Raw genomic sequence first — 22,928 nt, forward strand, 5'->3', positions numbered from 1 at the left:
TCACCAGTACCAGGGATGCGGGTGATAGCGCCCATAGAGGCCGTAACGCGGGCCCCAGGGGCTATAGAACGGGTCATAAAACGGGTCGTAGAACGGATCGCGATAGCCGCGCTCCGTCGGTGGCGGGCGCCGCGACCACAGGTAGACCGCATCCGCCTGCAGCGTAACGAAGGTATAGGCGTAGTCACCGATGCGGCCCTCCTCGATCCCGTGGATGACACCCCGCACGGTCACCTCGCGGCCTTCCTTGTAAATCTGCGGGTCGAGGAAACCGCTGCTGACCACGCGGAAGCGCCCGGGTGAGCGATCCGCCTCCTGTGGTCGCCCCTGGCGATCAAGTTCGCGGGCCACCACCTCCAGCCGGGTACCGCCCGAGGTGTTCTCGATGTCCGCAATCACTCCGCCCCAGACCACGGTCTCACCCTTCACGGCCTCGGGATCCGCCAGCACCTGATCGCGATCGGGGGCGGCAGCAGGCAACGGGGAAAGGGCCGCCGGAACCCCGGCACAACCCGTCACCAGGAGCAGCAGCCCCGTCAGGACCAGCGAGCGCAATCGTACAAGCGGTAATGCTCGACTCTGCATAGTCGATGAGATTCGAGCGCCACCCTCAAGTTCACGGCGCGCCCTCATGGCCGCGGCTCCCCCTCGTGCGCCGGATCGCAAAGGTCCTGCACCGCCAGCACCTCGTGCTGGGCCTCCTCCACTGCGGAGAGCAAGACCTCGGGGGCCAGGTGCAGGGCGTCCCACACCGCCGGGTCTACCGGGGGTGCATCCGCCCAGTCGCGCGAATCGATCTCGGCGAGATGGGCACCGGTGTTGGCCAGGTGCACCAGCATCACGGAGGTACGATTGCGCTCCGGCGCCTGCAGCGGCTGATGGTGACCGGCGAGGCAGTCGACCAGGAGTTCCGGCAGACCCCAGTGCGCGGCCAGGGCCCCACCCAGTTCCGCATGATCGAAGCCCAGTTGCGCGCGCTCCGCGCCCTGCGGGCTCAGGCCGTCGCCAACATCCAGACTGGAGAGGAAGGCCCGGTGGGCCGATTCCGGCGACTGCGAGAACAACAACAGCTTGCCAAGATCATGCAGCAGGCCAGCCAGGAAGATCCCGCTGGCCTGGCGCGGCGACACGCGCATCGCCAGTTGCCGCGCGATCACCGCACAGTAGGCCGAATGGCGCCAGAACACCTCCAGCGGCAGGCGTTCCTGATCGGGGATGCTGGCCGTGGCGCGGGTGATCGCGCTCGCCACCACCAGACGCTGCAGGGCATCGCGACCCAGCATGGCAATCGCGCGGTCTACCGAGTCAACCGGACGCGCCGGGGCATAGGCAGGGCTGTTGGCGATGCGCAGGACCAGGGCCACCAGGCCGGGATCGCGTCCCAGGCTGCTGGCGATCCTGGCAGCCGTGGCGTCGTCGTCCTCCAGCAGGCGCGCAACCTCGAACACCACCTGTGGCATGGCCAGAAGCTTGTCAGCCGACTGGACGCGGGCCTCAAGGGAATCGTTGGCGGATCGGTCGGACATGGGTGGATCCTCTTGCCGAGGCGGAACGGGGATCGCTGCGCCTCACTCGTCCTGTTTCGAGGCCACCTCGCGCACGTGGCCCCGACCTCTCTACTGTAGCCGCTGTCCCCTTCGTTGTAACCCGGCCGGGCCCGAACCATACTCGGAGGCCCGGGTCGAAAACACGACGCTTCGACCACCAAGGAGGTGCCCATATGTTTAGCAAGTCCGCATTTGCGCCGCTGGCCATTTTGCTCGCCGGCCTGCTCCCCGGCATGGCCCTGGCCGGTATCCAGACCGAAGAGATCGCCTACGACCATGACGGCGACGAGATGACCGGCTATCTGGCCCATCCCGAAGGCGACGGGCCACACCCGGCGGTCCTGGTCATTCACGAATGGTGGGGCCACAACGACTACGCCCGCGACCGTGCCGAGCAGCTGGCCCGCGAGGGCTACACCGCCTTCGCCCTGGATATGTACGGCAGCGGCAAGCTGGCCGATCACCCGTCTACCGCCGGCGAGTTCGCCGGAGAAATCCGCGAGAATCGCGACCTGATGCTGGGCCGCTTCCAGGCCGCCTACGACTGGCTGCGCGCGCATGATGCCAGCGCGGATGCGGCGCCCTCCGCAGTCGGCTACTGCTTCGGCGGCACCGTGGCCCTCGAGGCCGCGCGCGCAGGGATGGACCTGAACGTGGCGGCGAGCTTCCACGGCGGCCTGGCAACCGAGCACCCGGCCGAGGTCGGCAAGGTGTCGGCCGAACTGCTGTCCTTCACCGGTACCGCAGACCCGATGATCCCGCCGGAGCAGGTCGCCGGTTTCCAGAAGGAGATGCAGGAGGCCGAAGTACGCTACACCGTGGTGGAATTCTCCGGCGTGAAGCACAGCTTCACCAATCCGGGGGCCGATGCCATTGCCGAGGAGTTCGGCATGCCGGTCGGCTATGACGCCCGCGCCGACCACGACTCCTGGAACCACCTGCTGGGTGTCCTCCGCGATCGGCACTAAACCCGGTGAACGGCGGGCACTGCCAGGTGCCCGCCCCTTTCACGCGGCGCCTCAGATCCCGCGCAGGTAGATCGCCACCCCCAGGACCACGATCACCGCCAGCACCCCGACAAACGCCAGCCGGAACCAGCGGCGACGCCCCAGGCGCGCGGGTCGCGCGTGTTGCGCATCGAACAGGGACGCTCGCAGGCTGTCCTCCGGCTCCGCCTTGACCGGTTCGCCCCGACTCGGCTCGCTCGCCGGCTCCGCCGCAGCGGTGGTGCTGTGGCCGGTCAGGGCATGTTCCAGATCACGGATGCGGCCACGCAGGTCCTGGTTGCGCTGCTGGGCCTCCGCCAGCTCCTGCTCGCGGGCCACCAGGCGGTCACCCAGATCCGAAGCCGAATCCTGGCTATCCGTACAGCGCTGCTCGGCCTCGGCCTGGGCCTTCTCGGCCGCCGCGGCGCGCTCGCACTGCTGGTTGCGCTCGCGGCGCAGGCGTTCGGCCTCGCCCCGCGCCACCTTCAGCTCCGTCTGCTCCTCCTCGCGCTGGCGCTCCAGGTCGACGAGCTCGTGGTCCAGACGGACATTCTCGCTCTCGAGCTCGCGCACCCGGCTACGCAGTTGTTCGGTCTCGCGGTCGGGCTCGGTCGACTCCGGGGCGCCCTCAGCCTCGAGTTCTTCCACACGCACACGCAAGGCCGCAAGCTCCTCCTCGCGGGCCGCGGCCTGTTCGGCTGCTGCCGCGACCTCGTCGTCCCGCGCCCGCGCCTCGGCCAGCGCCGTCTCGGCCTCCTCCAGACGACCCTGCAGAGTCTCGATCTCGCGATCCCGCTCTTCCGCGCGCTGGAATGCCGCCGTGGACTCGTCGCGGGCCTCGCCCAGGGCGTTGCGCAGACGCTCCAGCTCTTTCTGCGCCTCGCGCTCATTGGAGGATTGCTGTCGCAGCATCAACTCGCGGCGCAGGCGCTCGACCTCGTCGCGCAGCGCCTGGTTCTCGGCGGAGTCGGGGGCCGCTCCGGAGGGGGGCGGCTCGGGGACCGGCGGCGGTGGCAGGAGTTCGGCCACGACCTCGCGCACGCGGGTGGGAACAAACGGCTTCATCAGGACGGCATTGGCCCCCAGTGAACGCCATTCGTCGCTGGCCGCTTCGTCGCTCTCCTGACCGGTCACGATCACCACCGGGAGGTCCGTGGGGATGTCATCGACGCCATCACGAATACGCAGCAGGAGATCCTGGCCGTCGATGCCCGGCATCGAGAGATCGGTCAGCACCAGCCCGATATCGGGATACTGCTGCAGCAGCTCCAGGGCCTGTTCGCCGTCGGCCGCCTCGTAGACGGTGTTCTGACCCTGCAGAATACGTTGCAACGCAACCCGGATGACCTTGGAGTCATCCACCACGAGGATCGCGGCGCGTTTCGGGTCCGGTATCTGATCGCTCATGCTTCCCCCTGACTGACATCCGCCCGCCTGAAAGCGGCGCGGCCGTCGACCACGCTGGATTCCCAGTGGCCGAGCATCCCTAGAGCCGCAAGACTACGGGCCCCCGCGTCTGGATGCCAGTGGGGTCGCCGGGGCAACCGGAACCGGTTCACACTTTCTCGCTCCGGGCGATCGGCCCGCGGAGCGTCATGCGCGACCACCGCTCCGTGTTTGCTACACGGGCTTCGACTTCCACTTGACCGAATAGAGGTCGCGCCGACGATCACGCAGGTTGCGCACCGAACCGTGATTGCGCAGCTCCTTCAGGTTGTCGAGGTCGAGATCCACGATCAGGGTCATCTCGGTGTTCGGGGTGGCCTCCGCGGCCACCGCGTCGTGCGGGAAGGCAAAGTCGGACGGGGTGAACACAGCCGCCTGGGAGTATTGCATGTCCATGTTCTCGACCTTGGGCAGGTTGCCCACCGAGCCGGACATCACCACGTAGCACTCGTTCTCGATCGCGCGGGCCTGGGCGCAACGCCGTACCCGGAGATAGGCATTCTTGGTGTCGGTCCAGTAGGGCACAAACAGGATCTGCAGACCGTGGTCCGCCATCACTCGCGGCAGTTCGGGGAACTCCACGTCGTAGCAGATCAGGATCCCGATCTTGCCGAAGTCGGTGTCGAAGACATGCACCTCGTCGCCGCCCTGCAGGCCCCAGTAGGAGACCTCGTCCGGGGTCACGTGGATCTTGTACTGGCGGTCCCAGGTGCCATCGCGACGACACAGATAGGAGACATTGCGCAGGACATCGTCCGTGTACTCGGGCATCGAGCCGGCCACGATGTTGATATTGTAGGCCAGCGCCAGGCGCACCATCTCCTCGCGGACCGCCTCGGTGTACTCGGCCAGCCGGCGCACGGCCTCGGCCGGGTAGTCCTGGTTGAAGGCCCCCATCAACGGGCCGTTGAAGAATTCCGGGAACAGCACGCAGTCCGAGCGATAGCCGGAAACCGCATCGACGAAATACTCCACCTGCTGGAACAGGGAGTCCAGGTCCACCGTCGGGCGCATCTGCCACTGGACGACGCCGATGCGCACGTCCGAGCGGCTGCCGCCGATCAGCTTTTCCTTCTCCTCGTAGTAGATGTTCAGCCACTCGATCAGGGTCGCGTAGGCCCCGGACTTCTCGTCGTCCGGCAGGTAGTTGGTGATGATCTTGCGGACGTGGAAGTCGTTCGCCAGCTGGAATGTCAGGATCGGGTCGATGATCTCGTGGTTCTTGACCTTGCGTACGTACTGCTGCGGCGTCAGCTCGTCGCGGTACGGCTCGTAGCCGGGGATGCGCCCACCGGCGACGATGGCCCGCAGGTTCAGCTTCTCGCACAGCTCCTTGCGCGCGTCGTACAGGCGCCGGCCCAGGCGCAGCCCGCGATAGTCCGGATGCACGAAGATGTCCACGCCGTACAGCGTGTCGCCGTCCGGGTCGTGGGTGGTCAGGAAGCCATTCCCGGTGATCTGCCAGTAATTGTGCTGATCACCGAAGCGCTTGTATTCGACGATCAGGCTGATGGCCGCGGCGACCACCTTGCCGTTGTCCTCGATGCAGATCTGGCCCTCGGGGAAGCGCATCACCTGGGACCGGAACTGCGCCTCGCTCCAGGCACCGTCGAGGTCGTGATAGACCCGCTCCATGATCTCGCGGATGTCCTCGTAGTCCTCGACCCGCGTCGGACGCAGGGTCAGGTGGTGCTGGGGGTTCGACTCGTTGTCCGCGTCAGTGGTCACGCTTGGGGGCTCCGGGATTGAGACAGAGGGGCAGGATGCACGGGGAATGGGCGTGGATCAAAAGATCCAGGCCAGCATCAACCAGAAGAACACAAAGAACAGGAAGAAACCGGGGATCATGAACTGCAATTCCCCGATCAGACCCTCGCCGGCGGCCAGGGCGAACACGATCGACACCAGCACCGAGACGATGGCCGCGACCAGGGCCGCGTTCTGCAGGCCCATACCATCATCGAAGGTGAGCGCGACCCAGTCCGACAGCCCCGGCAGGGACACCGCTGCCGCCAGCACCAGCAGGGCGACGAGCAGGGCCACGAGCGTCGAGGTACCGAGCAGAATACGCAGCGCCAGGCGGCTGTCGCGGCGGTCCGAGCGGCTCATGCCACGGCCTCGCGGCGCTCCCGAACGTACTCGCGCACCCGGTTGGGGTCCGGGATGCCGCTAACCCGGAATTCCGGGTTGTCCCCGGTGGTGTACACCGCGATCTGGCCGACACGGAAGATGCGGTCGAAGAAACTCTGGTCCACCTTCACCGTGCGGATCTGGCCGATATCGAGGTCCACATGCGACTTCGACAACAGACCCCGCTCCAGATGCACCTGATCGGCATCGATGCGCAACCGTACCGAGCGCGTCTGGAAGTACCACCACAACAGGATCAGCAAGCCGAGGCCGAAGGCCGGGATCAGCACCAGGCTGAGTATGAAACCGACCGGGTGATTGCGGAACATCGCCGGTCGGGCGTCGATCGCAGGTTCACGGGCAGACATGCGCAGACTCCGGTTGGGGACGGACGCGTCCGCACAGCACGGACCCATCCAGTTTGGCGCGCCGTCCCAAACAAAGCGAGCCCCGCACGGGGCGGGGCTCGCAGTTTGCCGGGTAAGGGCCGGTCAGCCGGCCCGCCCGGGGCAGGATCGCGAAGTTACGCGGTCCGGGCGTCGCGCTCGGCCTTGGCTTCCGCCTTGGCCTCGTCGCTGTCGTCGTAGCCGAGGTTTGGCGCGAGCCAACGCTCGGCCTCCTCGAACGACATGCCCTTGCGCTTGGCGTAGTCCTCGACCTGGTCGCGGTTGACCTTGCCGAGCCCGAAGTAGCGCGACTCCGGATGGGCGAAGTACCAGCCGGAGACGGCCGAGACCGGCAGCATGGCGAAGCTCTCGGTGAGAGTCATGTCGGCGTGCTCTTCCGGCTGCAGCAGCTCCCACAGGGCCCCCTTCTCGGTGTGCTCCGGGCAGGCCGGGTAGCCGGGCGCCGGGCGAATACCCTGGTACTTCTCCTCGATCAGGTCCTCGTTCTCCAGCGACTCGTCGGGGACATAGCCCCAGTATTCGCGACGCACATGGTAGTGCATGCACTCGGCAAAGGCCTCGGCCAGACGGTCCGCCAGGCTCTTCACGAGGATGGCGTGATAATCGTCGTTGGCCTTTTCGTATTCCTTGGCCTTGGCGTCGACATCACCGCCGGCGCTGACCGCGAAGGCGCCGATGTAGTCCGGACCACCCGCTTCCTTGGGCATCACGAAATCCGCCAGGGAGTGGCTCGGCTGGCCGCGACGCTTCTCGGTCTGCTGGCGCAGATGGTGCAGCTTCTTCAGCACCTTGGAGCGGCTGTCGTCGGTGTACACCTCGATGTCGTCGTCATCAACGGTGTTCGCCGGGAAGAAGCCGACCACGCCGCGCAGGGTGACCCACTTCTCGTCGATCATCCGCTTCAGCATGTCCTTGCCATCCTTGAACAGCTTGCGCGCCTCTTCGCCGACCTTCTCGTCGTCCAGGATGCGCGGGTAGGCGGCATGCAGCTGCCAGGAGTGGAAGAACGGCGTCCAGTCGATGAACTTGGCGACCTCGTTCAGATCGTAGTCGTCGAAGCGCAGGAGCACGGAGCCATCGCCATGCGGGTGCAACACCTTCGGCTGCCCCGGGAGGTTGTCGGTCTCCAGCGCGTTCGGCTTCGGCGGCGTGTAGTCGGACCAGTCGATCTTCGGCTTGTTGGCGCGCGCCTTGTCGAGCGTGACCCACTGGACCTTCTTCTTGCGCCCGGCGTTCTGCACGCGCAGCTTCTCGTACTCCTCGCGGATGTCCGCGGCGTATTTCTCGCGCAGCTCGGGGCTGATCAGGCTCTGGGCCACGCCCACGGCACGCGAGGCGTCCTTCACCCAGACCACCGGACCGGAATAGTTCGGCTCGATCTTCACCGCGGTGTGGGCGCGCGAGGTCGTCGCGCCGCCGATCATCAGCGGGGTCTTCATGCCTTCACGCTCGAGGTCGGCGGCGAAGTTGGCCATCTCCTCCAGCGAGGGGGTAATCAGGCCGGACAGGCCGATGACGTCGACGTTGTGTTCCTTGGCGGCCTTCAGGATCGAGGCCCCCGGCTGCATCACGCCAATGTCGATGACCTCGAAGTTGTTGCACTGCAGCACCACGCCCACGATGTTCTTGCCGATGTCGTGGACGTCGCCCTTCACCGTGGCCATCAGGATCCGGCCGTTGTTCTCGGTGCCGGTCTTCTCGGCCTCGATGTACGGGATCAGGTGGGCCACGGCCTTCTTCATCACGCGGGCGGACTTGACCACCTGCGGCAGGAACATCTTGCCCTCGCCGAACAGGTCGCCGACCACGTTCATGCCGTCCATCAGGGGGCCTTCGATCACCTGGATCGGGCGGTCATACGCCTGGCGTGCCTCTTCGGTGTCGTCGACCACGTAGGTGTCGATACCCTTGACCAGGGAGTGCTCGAGACGCTTGGAGACTTCCCATTCGCGCCACTCGAGGTTCTCTTCCTTCTTGCCGCCGCCCTGGCCCTTGTACTCCTCGGACAGTTCGAGCAAACGGTCAGTGGCGTCGTCGCGGCGGTTCAGGACCACGTCCTCGACCGCTTCCTTCAGCTTCGCGTCGATATCGTCGTAGACCGCCAGCTGGCCGGCGTTGACGATACCCATGTCCATGCCCGCCTTGATGGCGTGATACAGGAAGACGGCGTGGATCGCCTCGCGCACCGGCTCGTTGCCGCGGAAGGAGAACGATACGTTGGACACGCCACCGGAGATCAGCGCGTGCGGCAGGTCGTTCTTGATACGGCGAGTGGCCTCGATGAAGTCCACGCCGTAGTTGTTGTGCTCTTCGATGCCGGTCGCGACCGCGAAGATGTTCGGGTCGAAGATAATGTCCTCGGCCGGGAAGCCAACCTTCTCGGTCAGCAGCTTGTAGGCCCGGGTGCAGATCTCGACGCGACGCTGCTCGTTATCCGCCTGGCCGTCCTCGTCGAAGGCCATGACCACGATCGCGGCGCCATAGCGGCGGCACAGCTGGGCCTGCTTGATGAAGTTTTCCTCGCCCTCCTTCATGGAGATCGAGTTGACCACCGGCTTGCCCTGCACGCACTTCAGACCGGCCTCGATGATCTCGAACTTGGAGGAGTCGATCATCACCGGGACGCGGGCGATATCGGGCTCGCCGGCCAGCAGATTCAGGAAGCGGACCATTGCCTCCTGCGACTCCAGCATGCCCTCGTCCATGTTGATGTCGATGATCTGGGCGCCGCCCTCGACCTGGTTCAGCGCGACTTCCAGCGCGACGTCGAATTCCTCGTTCTGGATCAGGCGCAGGAACTTGCGCGACCCGGTCACGTTGGTGCGCTCGCCGACGTTCACGAACAGCGAGTCGTCGGTGATGTTGCACGGCTCGAGACCCGACAGGCGGCAGGCCGGGGCGATCTCCGGCAGCTTGCGCGGCGCGTGCTTCTCGACCGCCTCGCGCATGGCGCGAATGTGCTCCGGCAGCGTGCCACAGCAGCCGCCGATGATGTTCAGCAGGCCCTGTTCGGCCCACGGGCCGACATCCGCGGCCATCTGCTCCGGGCTCTCGTCATAGTCGCCGAACTCGTTCGGCAGGCCGGCGTTCGGGTGCGCGGAGACAAAGGTATCGGCGATGCGCGAAAGCTCTTCCACGTACTGGCGCATTTCCTTGGCACCCAGCGCGCAGTTCAGGCCGATCGAGACCGGATTGGCGTGACGCACGGAGTTCCAGAAGGCCTCGGTGGTCTGGCCGGACAGGGTACGGCCGGAGGCGTCAGTGATCGTGCCGGAGATCATGATCGGGAGGTCCTTCCCGAGCTCGTCTTCCAGCGTCTTCACCGCGAAGATCGCGGCCTTGGCGTTCAGGGTGTCGAACACCGTCTCGATCAGCAGCAGATCGACGCCCCCCTCGACCAGGGCCTCGGCGGCCTCCTTGTAGGACGCGACCAGGGTGTCGAAGTCCACGTTACGCGCACCCGGGTCATTCACATCCGGGGAGATCGACGCGGTGCGGTTGGTCGGGCCGAGGATGCCGGCGACGTAGCGCGGCTTGTCCGGGGTCTTCTCGGTCCAGGCGTCAGCCGCCTTGCGCGCGAGCTTCGCCGATTCGCGGTTCAGCTCGGGGACCAGGTCCTCCATGTGGTAGTCCGCCATCGCGATGCGGGTACCGTTGAAGGTGTTGGCCTCGATGATGTCGGCACCGGCCTCGAGATAGTCGTTGTGGATCTGCTCGATGATATCCGGGCGGGTCAGCGACAGCAGGTCGTTGTTGCCCTTCAGGTCGGACTCCCAGTCCTTGAAGCGCTCGCCGCGGTAGTCGGCCTCCTCCAGCTTGTACAGCTGGATGGTGGTACCCATACCGCCGTCCAGGATCAGGATGCGCTCTTTCAGCGCTTTCTCGATATCGTTTCGTGTTGCCGTCATGTGCCGTACACCATTGGTTTCGAATGGGATAAGTGTACACGCCGGGGTTCCATCCCGTGCGTGGAGCCCACCCTGGTGGCAGGCTCTTTCAAATTGCGTCGCAGCCCCGGATGCGGCCTGGTTGCGCCCGTGAGCAGAGCTGTCACGATAGCGCCATGCAGGAACATCCGATCCGCTGGTTCATTACTGCCCCGCAGGCCTGCCCCTATCTGGACGACCGCGAGATGCAGAGTTTGCTGGTCGACCCCGCGGTCAGCCTGGGCGGCGCGCGCTTCGGCCAGCTACTGGCCGAGGGCTTTCGCCGCAGCGGTCAGTTTGTCTATCGGCATCACTGCCCCGAGTGCGCGGCCTGCGTGCCCGTACGCATCCCGGTTGCGGCCTTCCGCCCGAACCGGAGCCAGCGCCGCTGCCTGGATCGCAATCGCGATCTCGCGGTGACGATCCGCCGGCCGCCGGAACAGCCCGGAACATCGCCCGCCGCCGATCTCGACGAGCACATGCCGCTGTTCTCGCGCTACCAGACCGCCCGTCACACGGGCGGTGGCATGGAACAGATGGGACGCGAGGAATACGCGGGAATGCTCGCCCACCGCAACGGCCCAGTGGATCTGATCGAATTCCGCCAGGCCGACACGCTGGTCGCGGTGGCCGTCACCGATCGCACCCCACAGGGGTTGTCGGCGATGTACAGCTTCTTCGATCCGGATCAGCCGCGCCGCGGCCTGGGCACCCTCGCAATCCTGACCCAGGTGGCGCATGCGCACCGCCTGGGTCTGCCCCATGTTTACCTCGGCTACTGGATCGACCAGGCGCCGAAGATGGAATACAAGACCCGGTTCCAGCCGCTCGAAGGCCGCGTGGACGGGGTCTGGAGGCTGCTGCCCGCCTGACGGCGGCCAGCAGCCTCCTCGCGCGCGGCCTAGCGGGCCGGCTTGCGGAAGCGGAAGATGCCCCAGGTCAGGTAGCCCGAGTTGCCGCCATCGACCCAGTGCTGCAGGCCCTGCTTCATGCGGTCGATGTAGTCCTGCGAGATGTAGTTCTTCAACTCGTCCTCGCGGGACTCGAGCTCCTGCTTCACGCGACCGTAATGGGTCGAGATCTGACCGGAGTGCTCCTCGAAGCTGACCTCTTCCAGGCCGGCCGCCTTGGCCGCCTCGCGGTACAGCGCCGGGCTCGCCAGCGAATCCAGGTGGATACGGGCCAGAATCGGGTCCAGCACGCCATCCGGGCAATCGTCGGTCTGCATCGGATCGGTGAAGATCAGCCAGCCACCCGGCTTCAGGACGCGCGCGGCCTCCTGGATCACCTTTTTCTTTGCCTCGTTCTGGCTGTGCAGGAAGGAGTCCTCGGACCACACGACATCATAGGACTCGTCCGGCTCGTCGACCTTCTCGAAGGAGCCATCGACCACGGTGATCTTGTCGTCGAGGTGGCGCGCCTTGTTGATCTCGCGATCGCGCTCGTTTTCCTTCTCGGACAGGTTCAGCGCGGTGACGTCGCAACCGTAGTTTTCCACCAGGTAGCGGGCGACACCGCCGTAGCCGGCGCCCATGTCGAGCACGCGCCATTCCGGCTGCGGCTCGCCCAGGAGGTCGGACATGTGCGCGACCGTGCGACGGCTGGCGTCGCCGATCGGCTCGTCCTTGTACTCGTACAGCCCGATATGGAGGTCTTCACCGCCCCACACCATCTTGTAGAAGGTGTCGGCGTCCTCGCTGTTGTAGTAGTCGCGAGCGGTTTCGACTGCGTCGGAGTAGTTCTCGCTCATCGTTCCTCGCCCTCGATATAACGCTTGTCGGCCACGTGGATGAAGAAGTCCGGATCACTCTCGCGATAGGTCTCCTGGAAGTCCCCGTAGGTCTCGATCTTCTGGAACCCGACCTCGCGCATCAGGCGGCGGACATAGGCCTTGCGCAGCGGGAACATGTTCAGGAAGTACTCGGAACCATCCGGGAACTTGTACTGGAAGCGCGCCAGGCCTTCGTCAACGTGGGCCGGCTGCACCTGGACGTTGTCGCCGCAGTAGTAGTAGGTGTGCTTGGACGAGTAACCATGGTCCATGATGGTGTCGTAGTTGCGCTGGTCGAGGATCAGCACGCCATCGTGGTTCAGGGCGGAGTAGAACTCGGCCAGGGCCTTGCGGCGGTCGTGTTCATTGAACAGGTGGGTAAACGAGTTGCCCAGGCAGACGACGGCGTCGTAGCGGCCGTAGATATCGCGATTCAGCATGCGCCAGTCGGCCTGCACGGTGCGCAGGATGTGACCCCGCTTGCGACCATTCTCGAAGGCCTTGACGAGCATCTCGGGGGCGCCGTCGGCGGTCACCACGTCAAAGCCCGCTTCGCGCAACTGCACGGAATGGAAGCCGGTGCCGGCGGCGACGTCGAGCACGCGCTTGGCGCCGCGCTTCTTCAGTTCTTCGATGAAGAAGGTGCCTTCGCTCTTGGCGCGGTTGTCCCAGTCGATCAGGTCATCCCACTTGTCGACGAAGCCGGTGGTGTACTCGTTGAGATAGTTCTCGGTATCGCGACGTTCGGTCGGCTTCTCGCCGAAGTCCTGATCATTCTTGATATTCGCTGCCATGCTGGTTCCTCTTGGCTTTGCTGCTGTTGTAAGCGTGACTGGACCGGCCTCTGGGCCGATCCGTCGGCACAACACCCCGCAAACGCAGTAAACCGCGACCTCCGCATCACACGGCGGTCTCGCCAGCAGCCCGATCGAGCCAGGCGGGTGCCGCCCGGTGTTCGGGTATCAATGCGCCAGGTGCGTTGTTCGCAGCACCCGACACCGGCCTGGCCGGTTCTTCCTGCACATCCGGAGGGCAATCGGTACCCGGATGCCGAGCCGTGGTCTGGCGGGCCCATCCCGCCTGGCTCGGGGATCGTTTACGGCGCCGCGCGATGCGTCTGAACGCGGGCGTTGTGTCCGAAATCGTTTTTATACCCTGAAGGTTTTGCGCAAAAATTACAAGCTGAGGGCCCGTCTGGCGACCCTGGCTTCGCGACGCCGAATGCCGATCCATCCGGGCCGCGCGTTCGATATAATGGTCGTTTTGCAGCGATCCCGAGGCCCCGCATGACCCCCAGCCGCCCTATCCAGCGCGCCCTTTTGTCGGTCTCCGAGAAGACCGGCGTCGTGGAGCTCGCCCGCGCCCTGCATGAACGCGGCGTGGCGCTTCTGTCCACCGGCGGGACCGCCCGCCTGCTGGCCGAAAACAACCTTCCGGTAATCGAGGTTTCCGCGCACACGGGCTTCCCCGAGATCATGGATGGCCGAGTCAAGACCCTGCACCCGCGCATCCACGGCGGACTGCTCGGCCGGCGCGACATCGACTCCGCGGTGATGGCCGAGCAGGACATCCCGCCGATCGACCTGCTGGTGGTGAACCTCTATCCCTTCGAGGCGACCGTGGCCCGCCCCGGCTGCAGCTTGGAAGACGCCATCGAGAACATCGACATCGGCGGCCCGGCGATGCTGCGCGCCGCGGCCAAGAACTACCGCGACGTGGCCGTGGCCACCAGCCCCGACCAGTACAGCGAGATCGCCGCGGCCATCGGCGACCATGGCGAGGTGCCGCAGTCGCTGCGCTTCCGCCTGGCGGTCGCGGCCTTCGATCACGTAGCGCGCTACGATGCCGCAATCAGCAACTACCTCTCGGCCCTCGACGAGGATGGGGAGATGGCCCCCTTCCCAGGACAGCTGAACGCCACCTTCGAACGCGTCGAGACCCTGCGCTATGGCGAAAATCCGCACCAGCGCGCCGCGTTCTATCGTGATCCACAGCCTGCACCCGGCACCCTGGCCAGCTACCGCCAGCACCAGGGCAAGGCACTGTCTTACAACAACCTCGCCGACGCCGATGCCGCCTGGGAATGCGTGCGCCAGTTCGAGGCCGGGGCCTGCGTGATCGTCAAGCACGCCAACCCCTGCGGCGTGGCCGTCGCCCCGACCCAGCTGATGGGCTACGAACGCGCCTTCCAGACCGACCCGACCTCGGCCTTCGGCGGCATCATCGCCTTCAACCGGCCGCTGGACGGCGACACCGCCCACGCGATCGTCAGCCGCCAGTTCGTCGAGGTGGTCATCGCCCCCGAGATCACCCCGGGCGCACTGCGCGCCCTGGCCACCAAAAAGAATGTTCGCGTGCTGGAGATCCCGCCGGCGGGTGTCGGTCCCGGCCTCGACTACAAGCGCATCGGCGGCGGGCTGCTGGTACAGGATGCCGATCGCGGCAGCCTGGCCGATGTGGAGCTGAAGACCGTGACCGCGCGCGCGCCCTCGGAACAGGAAATGAAGGACCTCTGCTTCGCCTGGCAGGTGGGCAAGTACGTAAAGTCCAACGCGATCGTCTACGCCCGCGACGAACAGACCATCGGGGTCGGTGCCGGGCAGATGAGCCGGGTGTATTCCGCGCGCATCGCCGGCATCAAGGCCGCCGACGAGGGCCTGCAGGTGGCCGGCTCGGTGATGGCTTCGGACGCCTTCTTCCCGTTCCGCGACGGCATCGACGCCGCCGCCGAGGCCGGCATCACCGCGGTGATCCAGCCCGGCGGTTCGATGCGCGACCAGGAGGTGATCGACGCCGCCAACGAGCACGACATCGCCATGCTGTTCACCGGCATGCGCCACTTCCGTCACTGATCCGGGGCCTCCCATGAACGTACTGGTAATCGGCAACGGCGGCCGCGAACACGCCCTGGCGTGGAAATTGGCGCAGTCCCCGCGAATCGAACGCGTCCTGGTGGCCCCCGGCAACGCCGGGACCGCGCGCGAAGCGAAGTGCGAGAACGTCGACATCGGCGTCACCGACATCGACGCGCTGCTGGCCCTGGCCGAGCGCGAGGCAGTGGCCTTTACGGTCGTCGGCCCGGAGGCCCCGCTGGTCGCCGGTGTAGTGGATGCGTTCCGCGCCGCCGGACGACGCTGCTTCGGCCCCACCGCGAAGGCGGCGCAGCTAGAGGGCTCGAAGAGCTTCGCCAAGGACTTCATGCAACGCCACGGCATCCCGACCGCCGCCTACGGCAGCTTCGAGGACGAGACCGCAGCGCTTGAGTTCATCGCTACCCACGGCGCACCCATCGTGGTCAAGGCCGACGGCCTGGCCGCCGGCAAGGGCGTCATCCTGGCGCAGACCGAAGACGAGGCGCGCGCCGCGGTTCACGACATGCTGGCCGGCAATGCCTTTGGCGAGGCCGGGAACCGGGTGGTCATCGAGGAATTCCTGCGCGGCGAGGAGGCCAGCTTTATCTGCATGGTGGATGGCGAGCATGTCTTGCCGCTGGCCTCCTCGCAGGACCACAAGGCGCGCGACAACGGCGACCGGGGCCCGAACACCGGCGGGATGGGGGCCTACTCGCCCGCCCCGGTGGTGACAAATGCCCTGCACGCGCGCATCCTGCGCGAGGTTATCGAGCCGACCGTGCAGGGCATGGCCGCCGATGGCGAACGCTACACCGGCTTTCTCTATGCCGGCGTGATGGTCGACGCCGCGGGCAACCCGAAGGTGCTGGAGTTCAACTGCCGCTTCGGCGACCCCGAGACCCAGCCGATCCTGAGCCGCCTGGACTCCGACCTCGGCGAACTGGTCGAGGCCGCGCTGGAAGGCCGCCTGGACCAAGTCCGGGCCGAATGGGATACGCGCGTGGCACTGGGCGTGGTCCTCGCCGCCGGCGGCTACCCCGGAACCTACCGCAAGGGCGATGCCATCACCGGCCTGGAGGCCGTGGAACGCGATCCCGATGCCCACGTGTTCCACGCCGGGACCGCACAGGGCGAAGACGGAACGATCGTCACCGCCGGGGGCCGCGTGCTGTGCGTGGTCGGCCTCGGCGAGGACGTGAAGGCCGCGCAGAAAAAGGCCTACGCGGCCGTACAACAGATTCATTTCGACGATATATACTGCCGAACAGATATCGGCTATCGCGCCGTCGCCCGGGAGGGATAACCCCGGGCAACAGCGCGTCTACCCCCTCCTGGAGAACCACCCGATGGCCGCCCCCGAAGTCACGCACCTGCCCAACCTCCCCAACGACGCGGAGGGCCTGCGGCAATCGATCCGCGATGCCGTGGTCCGCGTGGTGGGGGAAGACCCGCGCGAAGCCACCGAACGCGACTGGATGGAAGCACTCACCTTCGCCATCCGTGAACGCATGGTGGAGCGGCGCCTGCTGACCCGCCGGCAATTCGCCGACGAGGACGTCAAGCGCGTCTACTACCTGTCGCTGGAATACCTGATCGGGCGCATGCTCGAGGCCAACCTGCGCAACATGGGCATCCTCGAGCCGGCACGCCAGGCGATGGCGGACCTCGGCGTGAACCTGGATACCATCCTCGACCTGGAAGACGACGCCGCCCTCGGCAATGGCGGCCTCGGGCGCCTGGCCGCCTGCATCCTCGAGTCGCTGGCGACCCAGGGCTACCCCGGCTACGGCTACGGCATCCGCTATGAATTCGGAATGTTCCGGCAGGAGTTCGAGCCCTACCAACAGGTCGAGCACCCGGACAACTGGCTGCGCTACGGCAACCCCTGGGAATTCCCGCGCTCGGATCGCAAATTCCCGATCCACTTCTACGGCTACGTGGTCGAGCATCATGACCCCGACGGCTCCACCCGTTACACCTGGGAGGACGGCGAGGAAGTCCTGGCCATGGCCTACGACTACCCGACGGCGGGCTACGGCCGGCGCAACGTGAACAATCTGCGGCTGTGGGCGGCCAAGGCCACCCGCGACTTCGACCTGCGCTACTTCAACGAGGGCGATTACATCCGCGCCGTCTCGGACAAGGCCGAGTCGGAGACCATCTCGATGGTCCTGTACCCGAACGATGCCACCGCGATCGGCAAGGAACTGCGGCTGAAACAGGAGTATTTCTTCGTCTCCGCTTCGCTGCAGGACATCCTGGAGCGCCATCTGGCGCTCGGCTACAGCCTCGATGAAGTGCCCGACAAGATTGCGATCCAGCTCAACGATACCCACCCGGCGATCGCCGTGGCGGAACTGATGCGCCTGCTGGTGGACCACCATGAACAGCCCTGGGACCACGCCTGGGACCTGAGCCGGCGCACCTTCGCCTACACCAACCACACCCTGATGCCCGAGGCCCTGGAGACCTGGCAGGTGGAGTTGATGGAGCGCGTTCTGCCACGCCATATGGGGATCATCTACCGTATCAACCAGGATTTCCTGGAAGAGGTCCGTCACCGCTATCCCGGGGACAACGACCGACTGACCCGGCTGTCCATCATCGACGAGGACCATGGCCGCCGCGTGCGCATGGCCCACCTGGCCGTGGTCGGCTCGCACCACGTCAACGGCGTGGCCGCGCTGCATACCCAGCTGTTGCAGGAGACCCTCTTCGAGGACTTCTACGCCCTGTGGCCGGAGCGCTTCGTCAATGTCACCAACGGCGTGACCCCGCGCCTGTGGATGATCCAGTCCAACCCCGCGCTCACCGAACTGCTGGGCCAGCGCATCGGCAACGACTGGCAGTACAACCTTGACCGTCTGCGCGCGCTGGAGCCCTACGCCCAGGATCCCGACCTGCAAAAGGCGTTCATGGACGTGAAGCGCGCCAACAAGCAGCGCCTGACCGACCTGGTCCGCGAGCGCACCGGCGTGGAGTTGAACCCGGACGTGATGTTCGACGTGCAGATCAAGCGCATCCACGAATACAAGCGCCAGCTGCTGAAACTCCTGCACGTGGTGGATCTCTACCAGCGCATTCGCGCCGGCGAGGACGTCCCGCCGCGCGTGGTCCTGTTCGGCGGCAAGGCAGCACCCGGCTATGCCCGCGCCAAGGGCATCATCCAGGTGATCAACGAGGTGGCCGACATCGTGAACCGCGATCCGGTCGTGGGCGACCGCCTGAAGTGCGTGTTCTTCCCCAACTACGAGGTCAGTTCCGCCAGCATCATCATCCCGGCGGCCGATGTCTCCGAGCAGATTTCCACCGCCGGTTTCGAGGCCTCCGGCACCGGCAACATGAAGCTGGCGCTGAATGGGGCCCTGACCATCGGCACGCTGGACGGCGCCAACATCGAGATCCGCGACGCGGTGGGCGAGGAGTCCATCTTCATCTTCGGCATGACTGCCGACGAGGTGGTCGAGCATCGCCGCAACGGCCCGAGCCCCGAGGCCATCCTGGCGCAGCAGCCCAACCTGGCCGCCGCGGTGGAGATGATCGAATCGGGGTTCTTTACCTGCGACGACCCGGGGACCCATGGCGACCTTGGGCGCTACCTGCGCCACGAGGACCCGTTCTTCGTGATCGCCGACTATCCGGCCTACGCCGCGGCCTGCGACCGGGCGGATGCCCTGTACGCCGACCGTACCGCATGGGCCGAGGCAGCCATCCTGAATGTCGCGCGCATGGGGTACTTCTCCATCGACCGCACGGTGCGCGACTACGCCGACCAGATCTGGGATATCACGCCGGAGCCGGTGGCCCCGTCGCGGACCAACGGCGCCGCCTGACACGGAGCGGGGGACTCAGGCGTCGGGAAGCCCCAGGCGGCGCAACCAGCCGTCGGGGTTGCCCGCGCACACCAGGAATTCGGGGTTCAGCAGGCTTTCGCGCATGTTGTAACGCAGCTCCTGCCCGTGGAGATCCGTCACCCGTCCGCCTGCGGCCCGGACCACGGCGTGCGCCGCGCCGGTATCCCACTCGCTGGTGGGCCCCAGACGCGGATAGATGTCGGCGGCTCCCTCGGCCACCAGGCACAGCTTCATCGAGCTGCCCATGCTGACCAGGTCGTGGGGACCCAGACGGTCGAGGGCGACCTTGAGTCGCTCCGCCCCGTGCGAACGGCTGCCCGCCACCAATGGGTGATCGGTGCCAATACGGTCGCGCGCCACTGCGATTTCCCGCGGGGGCTGATCCTCGTCACGGCGAATGGCCACGCCATCGCGATGACCGGCGTACAGGCGCTTGAGCACCGGGCACCAGACGACGCCCAGCACCGGCTCGTGGTCGTGGATCAGGGCCACGTTCACGGTAAATTCGCCGCTGCGCTTGACGAACTCGCGGGTGCCGTCGAGGGGATCGATCAACCAGTAGGTCTGCCACTGGCGACGGCGCTCGAAAGGCACGTCCTGCCCCTCCTCCGACAACACGGGCCAGTCGGGGTCGATGTCGGCCAGCCCATGGGCAAGGATCCGGTGGGCAGCCAGATCGGCCTCGGTGAGCGGCGAATGATCGGCCTTTTCGGTGACCGCAAAGCGCGTCTCGTAGAGTTCGAGGATCGCGTGGCCGGCCTGGTCGGCCAGCGCAGCCACCTCGTGCATCAGGGCAGTAAGAGCCGAATCCTTCGGCGGAGCATGCATGGGGAACTCCCGTTTTCCCGAAACGTTCCGCCTAGCTTGGCAGGGTTGCGCTCAGGCGTCGAGGTAATCGCGCACCATGTACAGCGCGGCGATGGAGCGCGCCTCGGTCAGGTCTTCCCGGGCGACCAGCTCGGTCAGCCGGTCCAGCGACCAGGGGACTACCTCGAGCGCCTCCGGCTCGTCGCCTTCCGCGGCCTGCGGGTACAGGTCCTCGGCCAGCACCAGATGGGTCTGGTGGGCCATGTAGCCGGGTGCCACGGTCAGCGCGCCCAGGTGGGTCAGGCGATGCCCGGCGTGGCCGACCTCCTCCATGATCTCGCGGTTGGCGGCAGTCAGGATGTCCTCGCCCGCCTCCATCCGCCCCTTGGGCAGACCCAGCTCGTAGCGGTGGGTGCCGGCGGCGTACTCGCGGATCAACAGGACGGTCCGGTCGGTCTGCACCGGGGCGATGATCACCGCCCCGTGGCCGCGACTGACCAGACGCTCGAAACAGGTGCGCGCGCCATTGCTGAATTCGAGATCCAGCTCCTCCACCTCGAACAGGCGGCTGCTGGCGACCGTACGCCGCCCCTGGACATCCGGCTTGTCTCGGCTCATGCGCCCTCCGGGATACATGTAGGAAAACGCTGCTTAATGTACACGCTCGCGTTGGCACCCTACGGGCTCCGCCGCCTTTTCGCGCGCACGGCGCTGCGGCTCACCTGCCGCACAGGGACTGCACGGCAGCGCCGCACCTTGTTCGCACGCAAACACGTCAAGCGCGAGCGGTAAATGCGTCAGCGTTTCCCTAATGGCTGTTGCGTAGCCGCACCAGGGTACGCAGTTCGCCCTCGAACAAGGTGTCGAACATGAAGCCGTGATCGGAGGTGACCACCTCGAACCCGTCCTGGTCGGCCGGATCGGTCTCCGCCAGACGCAGGTCAAGATCGCCCCAGCTCACGGCCATGGTGACGCGCATCGGGAAGTAGCCATCCAGGAAGCGGCGCACGAACGGGCCGTTCTCCAGGCGATAGACGCCGTCCCCCTCGTCCTCGACGATCTTCATGCGCGCGGTCACGCAGACCTCGGCGTCCCGCTGCACCCCGCGCAGGTCCACGCGATCGCCCTCGGCACGCGCGGATTCGATATTGCGGGTGGACTCGACCTGGAGCTCGTCGATTCTGGCTTCATTGTACACAATGACCATGCGCCGAATGGCCGCCACATCATTGTGACACTGGCGCAGATCGGCCCAGCCGTCCTCCAGCGAGGACTGCGTGATGCGGATCTGGTTCTGGTGGTGATGCGGAGTCCGGTCCGGCTCCTCCAGCAGGAAGGTCAGCTCCGGACTGGTGGTCTGGGTCTGGTCCGGGGAGACCGTCTCGCCCCACAGGCTGTCGTCCTCCAGCGGGTCGTAGTCCGGGTCGCCGGGGTCCATCCCCTGCACCGCCAACGGCAGCGCCATCAGCGCAAGAAGCAGGGGCGCGGGAAGGAACCGCGATTGGGGTACCATGGGGGCCATCGTCGTCACCCTCTTTCGTGTAGCCGTTAGCTGTGGACCTGCAAAACCCCGAAAAAAATCCGCGCCCGCCCGCGGCCCGCGCGGCGATCGCCTGGGATCGCATCGACACTGTGCTGTTCGACATGGACGGGACGCTACTGGATCTGCACTTCGACAATCGCTTCTGGCGTGAACTGATCCCGCAGGAATACATCCGCTGCCAACCGGATGACCCGGAATGCGCGCGCCGCCGCCTGGAGGACGAGATGCAGCGGGTGCGCGGCAAGCTGGAGTGGTACTGCGTGGATCACTGGACCCGCTTTACCGGTCTCGACATCCTCGGCCTGAAACGCGAACTGGCCCACCACATCGCCCTGAAACCGCATGCCGATCAAGTCCTGGGTGCCCTGCAAAGGGCCGGGCGGCGGCGGGTGCTGGTCACCAACGCCCACCCGCAGGTCTACGCCTTCAAGCACCGGCTCACCCGCATTGGCGACCGCCTGGATACCATTGTCTCCGCCCACGACCTCGATTGCGCCAAGGAAGACGGCAGCTTCTGGGAACGCCTGCAGCGGGTCGCACCGTACGCTCCGGAACGGACGCTGCTGGTGGACGACAACCTGCTGGCGCTGGCCAGCGCCGCCGGAGCAGGGATCGCCGAACTGCGGGGGATGCGCTACCCGGACGAGCGCGGCGAGCCCATGCACTCGGAGGACTTCGAACTGCTGGAATCGCTCGCGGACCTGTTGCCCGGCCTGAGCGACCCGGGAGGCGTGGCGGCTACTTGACCGGTGTCGGCAGGTTGCGGATCAAGTCCAGTCGGATCTGCACCGTACGGCCCTCGCATTCCCCGTCGAGCCAATGGCACCCGTCCGCCTCGCGCACCTCGCGCGGGGTCACCTTGCCCCACCAGGCCTGGCTGGAATTGGGCTCGACCCAGTTCAGCTGCAGGGTCTCACCGGTAAGGATGGCGATCTCCAGACGCTCGGAGACATGACGGGGAATGGCGGGATCGGTCATCGGGGGGCTTCGCGGTAGTCGGTCGGGTCGGGGATGCCGGCCGCGGCGAACGCGGCACGCCGGGCCTGACACTGCGGGCAACGCCCGCACTGGCGCGATTGTGCCAGAAGGCAGCTCCAGGTGTGACGCCAATCGATCCCCAGCGGGTCGGTGGCGGCAATGATCTCGGCTTTGCTCCGGTCGATCAGCGGGGCCTCGACCTGCAGGCCGGGCACCAGACCTGCGGCCAGCTCCGAGACCTGCTGCACAAACCCCGGTTGCGAACCCGGACCATGCCCCTGATCCTCGCGGTTCAGCGCCAGCAGGATGCGTGCCGCGCCGTGGTGCTCGGCCAAGTTGACCGCCAGGGCCAGCACCAGCAGATTGCGCTGGGGCAGCGGCACGTGCCCGACCCAGTCGTTGCGGCGGGTGAAGGCCGTGCGCAGGGACTGGAGATCCAGCGCGATGGGGGCACAACCGTAGACCGCCGACAGATGCTCCACCGCGGTCCATTCGCGCGCGGCATTGCGCTGGCCGTAGTCGACCCACACGGCACGCAACAAGCGGCCGGCGGCATGCTCCTGCGCCAACAAGGCGCTGCTCTCGATGCCGCCGGAGAGCAGGAGAAGATCGGGGGATTCGGGCCGGGCGGATTCCATTCGGGCACCATACCGCACAGCGCAAGACCACGGAGACCCTGAC

The 22,928-nt window shown here is 66.3% G+C and carries 20 protein-coding genes; 6 read left to right on the forward strand and 14 right to left on the reverse strand.

Translation table 11 applies throughout. The features are described 5' to 3' along the window. Nucleotides 1-585: a Slp family lipoprotein gene (locus G335_RS0107055; RefSeq protein WP_051080058.1), complete on the reverse strand. Its 585-nt coding sequence runs from the start codon at nucleotides 583-585 to the stop codon at nucleotides 1-3. 44 nt (nucleotides 586-629) lie between these two features. After that, on the reverse strand, nucleotides 630-1,526 hold the full coding sequence (locus tag G335_RS0107060) for an HDOD domain-containing protein (RefSeq protein WP_018176296.1): 897 nt from the start codon (nucleotides 1,524-1,526) through the stop codon (nucleotides 630-632). A 194-nt stretch (nucleotides 1,527-1,720) separates the two neighbouring features. Between G335_RS0107060 and G335_RS0107065 the strand changes: the two genes are divergently transcribed. Beyond that, nucleotides 1,721-2,515 (forward strand): dienelactone hydrolase family protein, encoded by a 795-nt coding sequence (locus tag G335_RS0107065; protein ID WP_018176297.1) that lies wholly within the window; start codon nucleotides 1,721-1,723, stop codon nucleotides 2,513-2,515. A 51-nt stretch (nucleotides 2,516-2,566) separates the two neighbouring features. Here G335_RS0107065 and G335_RS0107070 read toward each other — a convergent pair whose 3' ends face one another. From G335_RS0107070 to metH, 5 genes are all read right to left on the reverse strand, one after another. Next, nucleotides 2,567-3,940, reverse strand: a complete 1,374-nt coding sequence (locus G335_RS0107070; protein WP_018176298.1) for a response regulator — start codon at nucleotides 3,938-3,940, stop codon at nucleotides 2,567-2,569. A gap of 213 nt (nucleotides 3,941-4,153) precedes the next feature. Further along, complete coding sequence (locus G335_RS0107075) at nucleotides 4,154-5,707, reverse strand: bifunctional GNAT family N-acetyltransferase/carbon-nitrogen hydrolase family protein (protein ID WP_018176299.1); 1,554 nt, start codon at nucleotides 5,705-5,707, stop codon at nucleotides 4,154-4,156. Nucleotides 5,708-5,764: 57 nt separating this feature from the next. Then, a complete protein-coding gene (locus G335_RS0107080) occupies nucleotides 5,765-6,088 on the reverse strand; it encodes a hypothetical protein (RefSeq protein WP_018176300.1) in 324 nt (107 codons plus the stop codon). Further along, nucleotides 6,085-6,477, reverse strand: a complete 393-nt coding sequence (locus G335_RS0107085; RefSeq protein ID WP_018176301.1) for a PH domain-containing protein — start codon at nucleotides 6,475-6,477, stop codon at nucleotides 6,085-6,087. The genes G335_RS0107080 and G335_RS0107085 overlap by 4 nt, the downstream gene beginning before the upstream one ends. A 155-nt stretch (nucleotides 6,478-6,632) precedes the next feature. Then, entirely contained in the window at nucleotides 6,633-10,424 is a 3,792-nt protein-coding gene (metH, locus tag G335_RS0107090; RefSeq protein WP_018176302.1) for a methionine synthase, read from the reverse strand. Nucleotides 10,425-10,579: 155 nt separating this feature from the next. Between metH and G335_RS0107095 the strand changes: the two genes are divergently transcribed. Next, nucleotides 10,580-11,314, forward strand: coding sequence for an arginyltransferase (locus G335_RS0107095; protein WP_018176303.1), 735 nt, complete (start codon nucleotides 10,580-10,582; stop codon nucleotides 11,312-11,314). A 29-nt stretch (nucleotides 11,315-11,343) separates the two neighbouring features. Here the strand turns inward: G335_RS0107095 and G335_RS0107100 are convergent, their stop codons facing one another. Further along, entirely contained in the window at nucleotides 11,344-12,192 is an 849-nt protein-coding gene (locus G335_RS0107100) for a methyltransferase domain-containing protein (protein ID WP_018176304.1), read from the reverse strand. Continuing rightward, the gene (locus G335_RS0107105; RefSeq protein ID WP_018169217.1) at nucleotides 12,189-13,007 is read right to left on the reverse strand and encodes a class I SAM-dependent methyltransferase; all 819 of its coding nucleotides are present in this window, start codon (nucleotides 13,005-13,007) and stop codon (nucleotides 12,189-12,191) included. The genes G335_RS0107100 and G335_RS0107105 overlap by 4 nt, the downstream gene beginning before the upstream one ends. 492 nt (nucleotides 13,008-13,499) lie before the next feature. On the opposite strand from G335_RS0107105, the gene purH reads away from it, so the two are divergent. The 3 genes from purH to G335_RS0107120 are packed head-to-tail and all read left to right on the forward strand — an operon-like array spanning nucleotide 13,500 to nucleotide 18,898. Then, the gene (gene purH, locus G335_RS0107110; protein WP_018176305.1) at nucleotides 13,500-15,065 is read left to right on the forward strand and encodes a bifunctional phosphoribosylaminoimidazolecarboxamide formyltransferase/IMP cyclohydrolase; all 1,566 of its coding nucleotides are present in this window, start codon (nucleotides 13,500-13,502) and stop codon (nucleotides 15,063-15,065) included. A gap of 13 nt (nucleotides 15,066-15,078) precedes the next feature. Continuing rightward, a complete protein-coding gene (purD, locus tag G335_RS0107115; RefSeq protein ID WP_018176306.1) occupies nucleotides 15,079-16,368 on the forward strand; it encodes a phosphoribosylamine--glycine ligase in 1,290 nt (429 codons plus the stop codon). A gap of 43 nt (nucleotides 16,369-16,411) precedes the next feature. Further along, nucleotides 16,412-18,898, forward strand: coding sequence for a glycogen/starch/alpha-glucan phosphorylase (locus G335_RS0107120; protein WP_018176307.1), 2,487 nt, complete (start codon nucleotides 16,412-16,414; stop codon nucleotides 18,896-18,898). Nucleotides 18,899-18,913: 15 nt separating this feature from the next. On the opposite strand, the gene cysQ is transcribed toward G335_RS0107120, so the two are convergent. The 3 genes from cysQ to G335_RS0107135 form a co-directional block, all read right to left on the reverse strand. Continuing rightward, a complete protein-coding gene (gene cysQ / locus G335_RS0107125) occupies nucleotides 18,914-19,747 on the reverse strand; it encodes a 3'(2'),5'-bisphosphate nucleotidase CysQ (protein WP_019572081.1) in 834 nt (277 codons plus the stop codon). Between the two features lie 51 nt (nucleotides 19,748-19,798). Next, on the reverse strand, nucleotides 19,799-20,344 hold the full coding sequence (nudE, locus tag G335_RS0107130) for an ADP compounds hydrolase NudE (RefSeq protein WP_018144738.1): 546 nt from the start codon (nucleotides 20,342-20,344) through the stop codon (nucleotides 19,799-19,801). A 190-nt stretch (nucleotides 20,345-20,534) separates the two neighbouring features. Beyond that, entirely contained in the window at nucleotides 20,535-21,239 is a 705-nt protein-coding gene (locus tag G335_RS0107135; protein ID WP_019572082.1) for a hypothetical protein, read from the reverse strand. 41 nt (nucleotides 21,240-21,280) lie between these two features. Between G335_RS0107135 and G335_RS0107140 the strand changes: the two genes are divergently transcribed. Then, the gene (locus tag G335_RS0107140; protein WP_018176309.1) at nucleotides 21,281-22,015 is read left to right on the forward strand and encodes an HAD family hydrolase; all 735 of its coding nucleotides are present in this window, start codon (nucleotides 21,281-21,283) and stop codon (nucleotides 22,013-22,015) included. Here the strand turns inward: G335_RS0107140 and G335_RS0107145 are convergent. After that, entirely contained in the window at nucleotides 22,008-22,247 is a 240-nt protein-coding gene (locus tag G335_RS0107145; protein ID WP_018144741.1) for a hypothetical protein, read from the reverse strand. The two genes, G335_RS0107140 and G335_RS0107145, sit on opposite strands and share 8 nt — an antisense overlap. Continuing rightward, nucleotides 22,244-22,885 (reverse strand): 7-cyano-7-deazaguanine synthase, encoded by a 642-nt coding sequence (locus tag G335_RS0107150; protein WP_018176310.1) that lies wholly within the window; start codon nucleotides 22,883-22,885, stop codon nucleotides 22,244-22,246. Before G335_RS0107150 ends, G335_RS0107145 begins: the two co-directional genes overlap by 4 nt. Nucleotides 22,886-22,928: the final 43 nt, after the last annotated feature.

Origin of the sequence: Thioalkalivibrio sp. AKL8, from assembly GCF_000380525.1 — a bacterium.
Taxonomy (GTDB): domain Bacteria; phylum Pseudomonadota; class Gammaproteobacteria; order Ectothiorhodospirales; family Ectothiorhodospiraceae; genus Thioalkalivibrio; species Thioalkalivibrio versutus.